Origin of the sequence: Cobetia sp. 1CM21F (assembly GCF_023161745.1) — a bacterium.
Lineage (GTDB): Bacteria > Pseudomonadota > Gammaproteobacteria > Pseudomonadales > Halomonadaceae > Cobetia > Cobetia amphilecti.
On record NZ_JALNTQ010000001.1, the window covers coordinates 94,032 to 107,101 of the forward strand.

The following is a 13,070-nucleotide window of genomic DNA, read 5'->3' on the forward strand; positions in this document are numbered from 1 at the left end:
CGCAAATCCTGAATACGCTTGACCAAACAAGAACGCCCGGACCATCTGGTCCGGGCGTTCTTGTCTGTGCCAGTCGCGACTTGGCAGCCATGTGCGCGCAGGATTCGCCGCTGATCAGCTCTGTCCGGGCGTCTCGCCACGGTCTGCGGCGGCGTCCTGCTCGCGGCGCCAGCGCTCAATCTCGGCGAAGCGCTTCTCGCCACCATGCTGGGTCGGGCGGTAGAACTGCTGGGTCGGCAGCTCTTCTGGCCAGGCATCGTGAGAGCGGCCGGCCGGATAGCCATTGGGCTCGTTGTGGGCATAGCGATAGCCTTCGCCCATGCCAAGCTCCTTCATCAGCGTGGTCGGGGCATTGCGCAGGTAGACCGGCACCCCGAAGTGGGGCTGCTGGCGCACGAAGGCCTTGGCTTCCTTCCAGGCCACCTCGATGGCATTGCTCTTGGGCGCGATGGCCAGGTGGATCGCCGCATGGGCGATGGCGCGCTGGCCCTCGTAGTCACCGAGGCGCAGATAGGCGTCCCAGGCGGCGATGGTCAGCGGCAGGGCGCGTGGGTCGGCGTTGCCGACATCTTCGGAGGCAATCGCCGTCAGGCGCCGCACGACATCCAGCGGGTCGCCGCCGCCATCCATGAAGCGCGCCATGTACAACAGCGCCGCGTCGGGCCGCGAGGAGCGTATCGACTTGTGGATCGCCGACAGCAGGTCGTAATAGTCATCGCCCTGCTTGTCGAAGCTGGAGGCCTGATGGCCCAGCACGGCCTCCAGCGAGCTGTCCTCGAGTATCTCGCGCGTTCCCCCCTGGGCGTCTGGCTCACGACGCACGAAGTCACAGGCGGTCTCCAGCAGGCCGAGGGCGCGGCGTGCATCGCCGGAGGCCGAGCGCGCGATGCGGGTCAGCGTCTCGCGGCTGGCTTCGATATGACGCTTGCCGAGGCCGTTGACCTCATCCTGCAGGGCGCGCGTCAGTACCTCGATCAGGTCGTCCGTCTCCAGGGCCTTGAGCACATAGACCCGCGCCCGTGACAGCAGGGCCGAGTTGACCTCGAAGGACGGGTTCTCGGTGGTCGCGCCGATCAGCGTCAGCAGGCCGGATTCCACATGCGGCAACAGGGCATCCTGCTGGCTCTTGTTGAGGCGGTGGATCTCATCGAGAAACATCACCGTCTGGCGATCGCTGGCCTGGAAGTGTCTGGCGCGCTCCACCACCTCGCGGATGTCCTTGACGCCGGCCATCACCGCCGAGAGCTGCTCCAGATGGGCATCACAGCCCTTGGCGAGAATCTCGGCCAGCGTCGTCTTGCCGACCCCCGGCGGCCCCCACAGGATCATCGAGCGCACCACGCCGGAGGCCACCATCTGGCGCAGCGGCATGTCAGGCCCGACCAACGCTGTCTGTCCGATGTAGTCATCCAGGGTGCGGGGACGCATGCGGAAGGCCAGTGGCGCATGGGAATTCGAGGCGGTATCGGCAAAAAGATCCATCGGCGAGTCTGGCTCCGGCAGGCGTGGGGCAGTATTGCGCTCATCATGGCCGATCCTGCAGGACTGTACAAATCAGCAGGGGCGGCACGGTCAGTCAGCGGCCTCAGGCCGCGCGTGGCATTGCACCAGACTGTCATGTTTTCCTGACAGCATGACACGCTCATTTAGGCAATCCCACCCAACGTCTAACTGGCGCTCGGGGGATGTGTCCTACACTTCTAGGTGACGACATTGCTACATTCGGTAGCAATGCCCGAGGCGGCAGCGCTGTCTGCCAGCATCGGCCACCTGTTCCGTAAGGAGGAGGAAGTCATGCCCAATGTGACTCAGCTGCGCCAGGACCACGCCAACATGGCCCGTCTGCTGCACGTGCTTTCGCACCGCCACAAGACGCTCGTCAGTGGTGAGCGTCCCGACTTTCGCATGATGCGTGAGGTGGTGGATTACATTCTCGATTACATGCAGGGCTTCATCATTCCGCTGGAGCGTCAATGCACCCAGATGCTGTGCGAACGCTCCGAAGACGCCGCGCCACTCTGTCAGCGCCTCATCCAGCAATATCGCACCCTGCACGAGCGTCTGGACAAGCTGTCCGACAACCTCGACAGCATCCTGATGGACCAGATCATCCCGATGGACCAGTTCAACGCCGACCTGCGCGAGTATGTGGAGGCACACCGTGACTATCTGCGTGCCGAGCGCCAGGAACTGTTCCCGCTGATGCGCGACAACCTCAGTGACGAGGAATGGCAGCAGCTGACCGATGCCATCCCGCATGCGCGCACCGAGCTTGAGCGCCTCCAGGAAGCCTACCCGGAACTCTACGCCGAGCTGACCGAGAGTGACGTCGTGACCGCCTGAGCCACGTCGGTCCGATCAGTGACGCTCTGATCTATAACGGTCTAGTCAGGAACTCGCCACACAGAAAGAATCCGCACTTTGCCCGCCACAACAGAAAGAACGCCAAGTCGTTGGCGGGTATTCCGAAAGTCTCCACGTCCCATCTCCCCCACACTGAGGTCATCACATGACGCCCGCCGCGTTTCGGTGGGCGTTGTCTTTGGCGGTGTTCCGCCTTCTCAGATGACGGCCGTGCGGCCCGGGAGACAAGCGATGAGTGCTCAATCTCTTGCACGACAGTGGGCAACTTCCCAGGACGGAGCGACGTCCGAGCCCGCCCAGTTCGCCAGCCAAGGCATTGCCCTGGAAGATCCGCGCCTGTTTCGCCAGCTCGCCTACGTGAATGGCTGCTGGGTGCATGGTGAAGGCGGACGCGAGGAGGCGGTCTTCGACCCCGCCACCGGCGAGCGTCTCGGCCAGGTGCCGTGGCTCGAGGAGGCGCAGATCGACGCCGCCATCGCCACTGCCGATGAGGCCCAGCGTGAATGGCGCAAGCTGCGCGTCGACCAGCGCGGCGAGCTGCTGGATGCCTGGTACGACCTCATCCGCGCCCACAAGGAAGACCTGGCCATGCTGATGACGCGTGAGCAGGGCAAGTCGCTGGACGATGGGCGTGGCGAGGTGGAATACGGTGCCAGCTTCGTACACTGGTTCGCCGAGGAGGGCAATCGTGCCTTCGGCGAGACCATTCCCAGCCATATCCCGAATGCCGCGCTGGGCACCGTGCGTGAGCCTATCGGTGTCGCGGCGCTGATCACGCCATGGAACTTCCCGCTGGCGATGATCACCCGCAAGGCCGCGGCCGCGCTGGCGGCAGGCTGCACGGTGCTGGTCAAGCCGGCCGGCGAGACGCCGTTCTCGGCGCTGGCGCTGGCGGAGCTGGCCGAGCGTGCCGGCATTCCCGCCGGTGTCTTCAGCGTCATCACCGGCGAGGCCTCCGAGGTCTCCAGGCAGCTGTGTGACGATCCGCGCGTCGCCGGGCTGTCATTCACCGGCTCCACCCGGGTCGGGCGTCTGCTGCTGAAACAGTGCGCCGACAGCGTCAAGCGCGTCTCGCTGGAACTGGGCGGCAATGCGCCCTTCATCGTCGGGCCGGACATGGACCCCGAAGAGGCTGCGCGCGCCGCCGTCGATGCCAAGTTCCAGACCTCCGGTCAGGACTGCCTCGCGGCCGACCGTATCCTGGTCCACGACAGCCTCTACGAGGACTTCCTGAGCCACTTCTCACGCATCATGAAGCAGCTCAAGGTCGGCAATGGCCAGGTGAAGGGGATCGATCTTGGCCCGCTGATCCACCGCGACGCCGTCGCCAAGGCGCAGACCATCGTCGATGACGCCGTCGAGCGTGGCGCGCGGCTGATCCACGGCGACCAGAGCATGGCGCCGGGCCCCAACTTCTTCATGCCGGTGCTGCTGGCCGACATCACGCCGGACATGCGCGTCTGGCGCGAGGAAACCTTCTCGCCGGTGGCCGGCATCACCGCCTGGCACGACGAGGAAGAGGTGATCGCGATGGCCAACGACACCGAATACGGCCTCGCCGCCTACGTCTATACCCACGATGTGCGCCGCATCTGGCAACTGATGCGTGGCCTGCGCTTCGGCATGGTCTCGGTCAATTCCGTCAAGATGACCGGCGCGCCGATTCCCTTCGGCGGCGTCAAGCAATCTGGCCTGGGTCGTGAAGGTGGGCGTCAGGGGCTCGAGGAATATCTCGATATCAAGTACTACTGTCTGGGTGGACTGGAAAGCGCCTCCGGAAGTTGAGACGGACATCCTTCACTGTCACATGTCGATCATGGCGACCGGTGGCCATTGAGCACCGCCGGTCGATCGCCCCTAGTTGAGCATTCGGAGAGTCACATGAGCACCGATAACACCCTGAGTCAGGCCGCCAGCTTCGACGACGCGACCTCGACCGATGAGCTGATTCGCCGTGATCGCAAGGTCACCTTCCATGCCTCGACCCACCTGCGCGATTACGCCCAGGGTGATGCACCGGGCCGCGTGATCACCGGTGGCGAAGGCATCCGCATCCGTGAGCGTGACGGGCGCGAGCTGATCGATGGCTTCGCCGGCCTCTACTGCGTCAACATCGGTTACGGGCGCACGGAAGTCGCCGATGCCATCCACGAGCAGGCCCTCAAGCTCAGCTACTACCACACCTATGTCGGCCACTCGAACGAGCCGCAGATCGCGCTGTCCGAGAAGATTCTCGAACTGGCCGGCCCCGAGATGTCCAGGGTCTATTACGGCATGTCCGGCAGTGATGCCAACGAGACCCAGCTCAAGCTGGTGCGCTATTACCACAACGTGATCGGCAAGCCGGAGAAGAAGAAGGTCATCTCGCGCTGGCGCGGCTATCACGGCTCCGGCATCGCCTCAGGCTCGCTGACCGGGCTGGCGGCCTTCCATGATCACTTCGATCTGCCGATTCCCGGCATCCTGCACACCGAGGCGCCGGACTACTATCGCCGTCCCGCCGAGTGCGCCGAGATGAGCGAGCGTGAATTCTCCACCTGGTGCGCCGAGAAGCTCGAGGCGATGATTCAGGCCGAAGGGCCGGAGACCGTCGGCGCCTTCATCGGCGAGCCGGTGCTGGGCACCGGTGGCATCGTGCCGCCGCCGGAGGGCTACTGGGAGGCCATCCAGGCCGTGCTCAAGCGCCACGACATCCTGTTGATCTGCGATGAGGTGGTGTGCGGCTTCGGGCGCATCGGCAGCCAGTTCGGCTACCAGCACTTCGGCATCAAGCCGGACCTGGTCACCATCGCCAAGGGCCTGACCAGCGCCTATCAGCCGCTGTCCGGGGTCATCGTCGGCGACCGCGTGTGGAAGGTGCTGGAGCAGGGCACCGGCGAATTCGGCCCCATCGGCCACGGCTGGACCTACTCCGGGCATGCGCTGGGCGCCGCCGCCGGTGTTGCCAACCTGGAGATCATCCGTCGCGAGGGCCTGGTCGACAACGCCCGTGATACCGGCGCCTATCTGCAGAACGCCATGCAGGAGGCTTTCGCCGATCACCCCATCGTCGGCAATGTGCGTGGCATCGGCCTGCTGGCGGCGCTGGAGTTCTCGCCGCAGCCGTCACAGCGCAAGGCGTTCGACTCAGCGCTCAAGGTCGGCCCGCGCATCTCCGCGGCAGCCCTCGAGGAAGGCCTGGTCGCTCGCGCCATGCCGCAGGGCGACATCCTCGGCTTCGCGCCGCCGCTGGTGGTCACGCCTGAGGAAATCGATGACATCGTCGCCCGCGCGCGTCGCGCCGTGGACAAGGTGCATCAGGAGCTTGTCGACAATGGCGATCTCACGTCTGGTGATCAGTAGGCCATGGCATTGACCTTACCCCCGCTCAAGAGCACACGGGAAACGCCGCTGGCGCTGGCCGATATCCATGCCGCGCGCCAGCGGCTGTTTCATTCATCGATGGCCACGGGTGTCGAACGCACGGCGCTGGTGCCTTCACCGGCGCTGTCGCGACGCTTCGATGCCGAGATTCTGCTCAAGCTGGAGACCCGCCAGCCCACCGGCGCCTTCAAGCTGCGCGGGGCCAGTAATCTGCTGGCTGCCGTGGCGGAGCAGGCCGCCGGGGAGGCCTACGAGCGCCTCCAGCGCGGCGTGACCACCGCCTCCACCGGCAACCATGGTCGCGCGCTGGCCTACGCCGCGATGCGCCGTGGCCTGAGGGCGGTCATCTGTCTCTCCGAGCAGGTGCCCGCCAACAAGGTGCGTGCCATCGAGGCGCTGGGTGAGCTGGGCGGTGCCACTGGCGGCAGTGTCGAGGTGCGCCGGGTCGGGCGCAGCCAGGACGAGGCCTTCCACGAGGTCAATCGGCTGGTCGAGGAGGAGGGCATGCTGGCGGTGCCACCCTTCGATGACCCGCTGATCGCGGCCGGTCAGGGCACCATCGGGCTTGAGTTGATGGAGGATTGCCCGCAGCTCGATCAGGTACTGATCGGACTGTCCGGCGGCGGCCTGCTCGGCGGCATCGGGGCAGCGCTCAAGGCGATTCGCCCCGAGACGCAGGTGCATGGCGTCAGCCTCACCGAAGGCGCAGCCATGTGGCACAGCCTGCAGGCAGGCACACCGGTGGAGGTGGAAGAGGTCGCCAGCCTCGCCGATTCGCTGGGCGGCGGCATCGGGCTTGGCAATCACACCACGCTGCCGCTGGTGCGCCGCGTGATGGATGAACACCATCAGGCCAGCGAGCGCGCCATCGCTCGCGCCATGCTGATGCTGCTGGAAGAGGAGAAGCTGCTGGTCGAGGGCGCCGCCGTGGTCGGGCTTGCCGCACTCGAGGCCTCGCGGCTGGGCGAGACCGACCCGGCGCTGGCCGAGTCGATCCGCGGCCAGCGTGTCGCGCTGATCATCAGCGGCAATGGGGTCAGTCTGGAAACCTTCGATCAGGCCCGAGCGCTGCTGGCGGACGCTCAGCAGTGATTTTTCGCCCATGGCTCACAGCGTGAGACAGATGACGGCACACCAGGAGGAGGGCGCATGACGGAACCGACTCAAGAAAGCATGCAGACGTATTCCCGTGAACAGATCGAGCAGGTCGTGGGGCTGGACGCCACGGCACTGGGCACCATTCGCGATGCCTTCATCGCGCTGGGCCAAGGCAAGGTGGTGCAGCCGCCGATCCTGTCGATGGCCATCGAGGAGGCCAACGGCGAGGTGGACGTCAAGACCGCCCACATCCAGGGGCTCAAGCACTTCGCGATCAAGATCAGCCCCGGCTTCTTCAACAATCCCGCCCGCGGCCTGCCAAGCCTCAATGGCCTGATGGTGGTGTTCTCCGCCGAGACGGGGCTGGCCAAGGCCCTGCTGGATGACGGTGGCTATCTCACCGCCATTCGTACCGCGCTGGCCGGTGCCGTTGCCGCAGAGGCCCTGTCACGCCCCGACAGCAAGCGCGTCGCGCTGATCGGCGCGGGCGAGCAGGCGAGCCTGCAGCTGGAAGCGCTGCGGCTGGTGCGCGACATCGAGAGTGTCGATGTCTGGGCACGCGACAAGGAGCGCGGCGAGCGCTTCGCACGCGACACCGAGCAGCGCCTGGGGCTCACCGTGCGCAGCCATGACAGCCTGCATGCGGTGTGTCAGAACGCCGATATCATCATTACCGCCACGCCGTCCCACACGCCGCTGCTGGAATACTCGATGCTGCCGGAAGGCGTGCATGTCACCGCGATGGGCTCCGACAGCCCCGAGAAGCGCGAACTGGAAGCCGATGTGCTGACCGATTGCGACTACTTCGTGTGTGACAGCCGCGCCCAGTCGGAAATCAATGGCGAGCTGAAGGGGCTGGATGAAGACCAGGCCAAGGCATGCGAGGTCTACGAGCTGGGCAAGCTGCTGGCCGATGGGCGTCGTCTGCGTGACGGTGACCAGAACAGCGGTGACCAGAACAGCGGTGAACAGACCGATACCGCCACTGATACTCTCATCACGGTGGCAGACCTTACCGGCACCGGCGTGCAGGACACCGCGATTGCCAGTCTGGCGCTGGCTCGACTCGCCCAGCGCTAGTGCCGCGCGCAGCGACAGCGGGTCATGAAGGTGCGACGGACTTGCCCAGCGTGGCGCCGCATGCGAGGGTCACGCAGTAACGGCAGGAAGCCGTTGACTCCCTCGTCCACTCGGAGCCTGTCGTGACTCGAACCATGCCCTCACCCTCTGCTGCGCCGCGCGCCCTCAATGCTGCCCCCGGGGTAGAGGTCCGCCGCTCACCGCTGGCGGATCTCTGTGCCGACTGCGATGCCGTGACGCTGCTGCCACCGCTATCCCCGCCGGGTGAGGGGTATCTGCGCCATTTCTGCCAGCTGGATTCCCCGCTGGCGGTGTTCGATCTCGACGATACCCTGCTCGATGGCGACTGCACCGGCATGTGGATGCGCTGGATGGCCGCCTGTGGCTGGATCGAGGATGTCGATGCCTTCATGGCCATCGGCGAGCGCCACCAGAGCGAGTATCACGCCGGCACCCTGGACATCCACGAGCACACGGGCCATCTGCTCAGCCCGCTCATCGGGCGGCATCGCGATGAGGTGCGTCGTGAAGTCGATGATTTCGTGGAAGAAATGGTGATGCCGCGCCTGCTGGAAGGCGGCATCGCGCGGCTGGCCGAACACGGCGAGGCGGGCCATCGCACCCTGATCATCTCCGCCTCCATGCATCATCTTGTCGGCCCCATCGCCAGTCGCCTGACCGCCGATGGCGCGCTGGCCACCCATCCTGCCTTCGATGATCAGGGCTGCTTCACCGGTGAGACCACCGGCATCGTCACCTTCCGCGAAGGCAAGCTGGCGGCGCTGGATGCCTGGCTGGAAGATGCCAGCCAGCTCAAGCGTGCGCCGCAGGCACTGTGGGGCTACTCCGATTCCCACAACGACCTGCCGCTGCTCGAGCGAGTCGATCATCCCCACGCCACCCAGCCGGATGCGCCGCTGCGCCAGTTCGCCGAAGCGCGTGGCTGGCCGGTGGTCGACTGGCGCCAGTCGCACCTGTCCATCGAATCGGACTGAGCGTGCATGCAGCCGTCGACTGACTCCCACCTTTCCCGCGATCACAGCCCGGATGCCAGAGCCCTGCAGGCGCGCGGCGTCGCGCTGACGGCGCTGGGCGTATTGCTGATCTCGCCGGATGCGCTGTTGCTGCGTCTCGCCGATGTCGCCGATGGTCCGCTGGTGTTCTGGCGCGGCCTGCTGACGGCCATCGGCTTCGCGCTGATTCTGCTGCTCACCCAGCGCGGCGGGCCTGCCCAGCGCTTCGCCAGTGCGCTGGCGCGCATGCGTGGCTGCGGGCGCACGGGACTGTGGGTCGCGCTGCTGTTCACCGGCTCCACGTTGGGCTTCGTGCTCGCCAATCAATACACCCGCGCCGGCAATGTGCTGATCATCCTCGCCGCCAGTCCGCTGTTCGCGGCGCTGATGTCGCGGCTATGGCTGGGCGAGCGCCAGCCGCGCCATGTGTGGGGCGCGATTCTGGTCTCGCTGGCGGGCATCACGCTGCTGGTGATGGACGAGGCGGGCAGCGGCTCGCTGACCGGCAATCTGCTCGCGCTGGGCTGCAGCCTGTCACTGGCGGGCAACTTCACGCTGTGCCGCACGCGCCCGGGCCTCGACATGAGCCCGATGCTGACACTGTCGGGACTGCTGACCGCGCTGTGCGGCCTGCTGGCCTGCATATGGTTGGCAGTCTCTGGGGTAGGGGTAGGCGAGGGTGCAGCAGAGGGCCTCGAGAGCGTGCTCACCCAGCTGTGGCCCTCGCACAGCGCTGATTTCGCCCAGCGCGCCGGCTGGCTGGTGCTACTGTGTCTGGTGCTTTCGCCGCTGGGCTTCACGCTGATCCAGCGTGGTCCGCTGTATCTGCCGTCCGCCGAGGTGGCGCTGCTGATGCTGCTGGAAAGCGTGTTCGGCATCCTGTGGGTGTGGTGGGTGCTGGACGAGTCGCTGACCCTGCGCGGCTGGGTAGGCGGCGCCATGGTGCTGGGCGCGATGCTGATCAAGAGTCTGATCGACCGCCGTCTGCGTCACCTGCAGGCCACGCGTACGCCTTCTGCGGATGCGTCTGCGGGCGGCAGCTGATACAATCCCGCCCATCCCCGAGTTTATTCACTGTCAAATGACAGCCCTCTGGACGCCTCACGGCGACCGGAGCGAATAGCTCATGGCGCGAAGAAAGCCACAGGGCGACCGGAAACGACGGCGACTTCACGACGCGAGCCAGGCGCGAGCGGCACTGCCCCTGACGGCAGTGATGAAGATTGCAACAACCGTACGCCAGACTGACTCGACAGCGCCAGGATTCAGCACGCACACCACCTTCCCCAACCTGTTGCGGACGACTCGATGACAAGCAGCCTCAAACAGCAGTGGCTCTCCAACCTCCGGCCCGACATCCTGTCCGGCCTGGTGGTGGCGTTGGCCCTGATCCCCGAAGCCATCGCCTTCTCCATCATTGCCGGTGTCGACCCCAAGGTCGGCCTGTATGCCTCCTTCTCCATCGCCGTGGTGACCGCCATCGCCGGTGGCCGTCCGGGCATGATCTCCGCTGCCACCGGTGCCATGGCACTGCTGATGGTCGACCTGGTCAAGGACCACGGCCTGGAATACCTGCTGGCCGCCACCGTGCTGACCGGCGTGATCCAGATCATCTTCGGCTACTTCAAGCTCGGCTCGCTGATGCGCTTCGTGTCGCGCTCGGTGGTCACCGGCTTCGTGAATGCGCTGGCGATCCTGATCTTCATGGCCCAGCTGCCGGAGCTGACCAACGTCACCTGGCACGTCTACGCCATGACGGCGGCCGGTCTCGGCATCATCTACCTGCTGCCGCTGGTGCCGAAGGTCGGCAAGCTGCTGCCGTCGCCGCTGGTCTGCATCATCGTGCTGACCATCTTCGCGATGGTCGTCGGTCTGGATATCCGCACCGTCGGCGACATGGGCGAGCTGCCGGACAGCCTGCCGGTGTTCCTGATTCCGGACATCCCCTTCAATCTGGAAACCCTGTGGATCATCCTGCCGTACTCGCTGCCGCTGGCGGTCGTGGGTCTGCTGGAATCCCTGATGACGGCCACCCTGGTCGATGACCTGACCGATACGCCGTCCGACAAGAACCGTGAGTGCAAGGGCCAGGGCGCAGCCAACGTCGTCACCGGCTTCCTCGGCGGCATGGCGGGTTGCGCGATGATCGGCCAGACGATGATCAACGTGAAGTCCGGCGGTCGTACGCGTCTCTCCACCATGGTGGCGGGTGTCGTGCTGCTGATCCTGGTCGTGTTCCTCGGCCCGTGGGTCTCGCAGATCCCGATGGCCGCACTGGTCGCGGTGATGATCATGGTCTCCATCGGCACCTTCTCCTGGCAGTCGATCCGTGACCTCAAGACCCACCCGATGTCCACCAACATCGTCATGCTGGGCACCGTGGCCGTCGTGGTCGCGACCCACAACCTGGCGATCGGCGTGCTGGTCGGCGTGCTGCTCTCGGCGCTGTTCTTCGCCAACAAGATCGGTCAGGTGCTGCACATCGGCAGCGACATGAATGCCGATGGCCGTACTCGCGAATACCGCGTGGTCGGTCAGGTGTTCTTCGCCTCCAGCGAGCAGTTCCAGGCCGGTTTTGACCTCAAGGAGACCGTCGAGCGTGTCGTCATCGACGTCAGCCGTGCGCACTTCTGGGACATCACCGCCATCGGCGCGCTGGACACCGTGGTGGTCAAGTTCCGCCGCGAGGGTACCGAGGTCGAGGTGCGTGGCCTCAACGAAGCCAGCGCCACGCTGGTGGATCGCTTCGCGGTGCATGACAAGCCGGATGCGGTCGAGAAGCTGATGGGGCATTGATCCCATTGGCGCCACCCGCCTGAACGAGGGCGGCGGCGCCAGTAGCGTGATTGATGCGTAAAGACGGCGGGCAGTCCTTCATGGGCTGCCCGCCGTTTGCGTTGGTGGGGTCGGAAAGTGGTAATCTCGAAACAGGCGCCTGAAGCGCCACCTTGATCGTCAGCATAAGGAAGCACGCCATGAGCCAATCCTCTGCCAGTGCCCTGACAGGCCATGACAAGGTCACCGCCTGCATTGACGGCTCCGCCTTTGCCGTCTCCGTGTGTGATGCCGCCGTATGGGCAAGCCAACGTCTCTCGGCGCCGCTGAGCTTCCTGCATGTGATCGACCGCCAGGAAGGGGCGGGCGAGACCAACAGTGATCTCTCCGGCAGCATCGGGCTCGGCGCGCGCGAGCACCTGCTGGAAGAACTCGCCACCCTGGATGAGCAACGCGGGCGTATCGCCCAGGAGCAGGGCCGTTTGATGCTGGAGGCCGCCTACGAGCGCGCCGTGCAGGCGGGTATCGCGGAGCCGCGCCCACGCCAGCGCAATGGCGAGCTGGTCGAGACCCTCGCGGAGCTGGAAGACGAGATTCGTCTGCTGGTGATCGGCAAGCGCGGCGAAGGGGCGGAGCAGGCCAGCGAGCACCTGGGCAGCAATCTGGAGCGCGTGATTCGCAGCCTGCATCGTCCGGTGCTGGTGGTGCCGGGCGAGTTCAATCAGCCGACGCGGGTGCTGATCGCCTTCGATTGCAGCACCACCATCAAGCGCGCCGTCGAGGTATTGGCGGCAAGCCCGCTGCTGCAAGGCGCGGAGCTGCATCTGGTGATGGTCGGCGCGGAGTCGGTGGAACATCAGGCCCCGCTGGACGCCGCGCGCGACACCCTCACCGCGGCAGGTTTCAGCGTGCAGGCAAGCTTCAGAGCAGGGGAGGTGGAAGCCTGCCTGCGCGAATATGCCAAGGAGCACGCCATCGACATGCTGGTGATGGGCGCCTATGGCCACTCGCGCATCCGTCAGCTGCTGGTCGGCAGCACCACCACCGAGATGATTCGCAACGCCACGGTGCCGCTGCTGATCCTGCGCTGAGCCGTGTCTGAGTCGCTCAGGCGGCTCTCTGAGCATTGGCTGATGAGCGAGCTGTTCCATCATTGCCGTGACGCCGCGCTTCCGTAATCTCTTGGGCGCGGCGTCTTGCTGTCTGGCGGGTGTCTTCGTATACCGGCAGTCTTGAGTTCACGCACGTTTTCCTGCATCGCCAGCAGCACGCGTGAAACAACAGGTGTCACCACAAGAGCCACCACAAGAGCCACCACAAGAGCCACCACAAGAGCCACCACAAGAGCCACCACAAGAGCCACCACAAGAGCCACCA

General features: G+C 65.5%; 11 protein-coding genes. 9 read left to right on the forward strand and 2 right to left on the reverse strand.

All coding sequences use genetic code 11. The annotated features are described in order from the left end of the window. Nucleotides 1–114: 114 nt before the first annotated feature. Nucleotides 115–1,482 (reverse strand): replication-associated recombination protein A, encoded by a 1,368-nt coding sequence (locus tag MSG32_RS00335; protein WP_153636423.1) that lies wholly within the window; start codon nucleotides 1,480–1,482, stop codon nucleotides 115–117. A gap of 312 nt (nucleotides 1,483–1,794) precedes the next feature. Here MSG32_RS00335 and MSG32_RS00340 point away from each other — a divergent pair, with 312 nt between their 5' ends. The 9 genes from MSG32_RS00340 to MSG32_RS00380 all read left to right on the forward strand — a co-directional run bounded on the left by MSG32_RS00340 (nucleotide 1,795) and on the right by MSG32_RS00380 (nucleotide 12,784). Beyond that, nucleotides 1,795–2,343, forward strand: a complete 549-nt coding sequence (locus tag MSG32_RS00340) for a hemerythrin domain-containing protein (RefSeq protein ID WP_043331576.1) — start codon at nucleotides 1,795–1,797, stop codon at nucleotides 2,341–2,343. Between the two features lie 252 nt (nucleotides 2,344–2,595). Then, complete coding sequence (locus MSG32_RS00345) at nucleotides 2,596–4,149, forward strand: NAD-dependent succinate-semialdehyde dehydrogenase (RefSeq protein WP_248376867.1); 1,554 nt, start codon at nucleotides 2,596–2,598, stop codon at nucleotides 4,147–4,149. Nucleotides 4,150–4,245: 96 nt separating this feature from the next. Continuing rightward, the gene (locus MSG32_RS00350) at nucleotides 4,246–5,706 is read left to right on the forward strand and encodes an aminotransferase (protein WP_248376868.1); all 1,461 of its coding nucleotides are present in this window, start codon (nucleotides 4,246–4,248) and stop codon (nucleotides 5,704–5,706) included. A 3-nt stretch (nucleotides 5,707–5,709) separates the two neighbouring features. Continuing rightward, nucleotides 5,710–6,819: a pyridoxal-phosphate dependent enzyme gene (locus MSG32_RS00355; protein ID WP_248376870.1), complete on the forward strand. Its 1,110-nt coding sequence runs from the start codon at nucleotides 5,710–5,712 to the stop codon at nucleotides 6,817–6,819. A 57-nt stretch (nucleotides 6,820–6,876) separates the two neighbouring features. Further along, nucleotides 6,877–7,905 carry a cyclodeaminase gene (locus MSG32_RS00360; protein WP_248376871.1) on the forward strand — a complete coding sequence of 343 codons (1,029 nt, stop codon included), beginning with the start codon at nucleotides 6,877–6,879 and terminating at the stop codon, nucleotides 7,903–7,905. A 134-nt stretch (nucleotides 7,906–8,039) separates the two neighbouring features. Next, a complete protein-coding gene (locus MSG32_RS00365) occupies nucleotides 8,040–8,900 on the forward strand; it encodes an HAD-IB family hydrolase (RefSeq protein ID WP_248376872.1) in 861 nt (286 codons plus the stop codon). Between the two features lie 6 nt (nucleotides 8,901–8,906). Next, complete coding sequence (locus MSG32_RS00370; RefSeq protein WP_248376874.1) at nucleotides 8,907–9,962, forward strand: DMT family transporter; 1,056 nt, start codon at nucleotides 8,907–8,909, stop codon at nucleotides 9,960–9,962. 264 nt (nucleotides 9,963–10,226) lie between these two features. Beyond that, nucleotides 10,227–11,714 carry a SulP family inorganic anion transporter gene (locus tag MSG32_RS00375; RefSeq protein ID WP_054555610.1) on the forward strand — a complete coding sequence of 496 codons (1,488 nt, stop codon included), beginning with the start codon at nucleotides 10,227–10,229 and terminating at the stop codon, nucleotides 11,712–11,714. A 179-nt stretch (nucleotides 11,715–11,893) separates the two neighbouring features. Next, nucleotides 11,894–12,784, forward strand: coding sequence for a universal stress protein (locus MSG32_RS00380; protein WP_248376876.1), 891 nt, complete (start codon nucleotides 11,894–11,896; stop codon nucleotides 12,782–12,784). Nucleotides 12,785–12,843: 59 nt separating this feature from the next. Here MSG32_RS00380 and MSG32_RS00385 read toward each other — a convergent pair. Then, the coding region (locus tag MSG32_RS00385; protein ID WP_248376878.1) for a hypothetical protein at nucleotides 12,844–13,070 on the reverse strand (227 nt) is incomplete at its 5' end.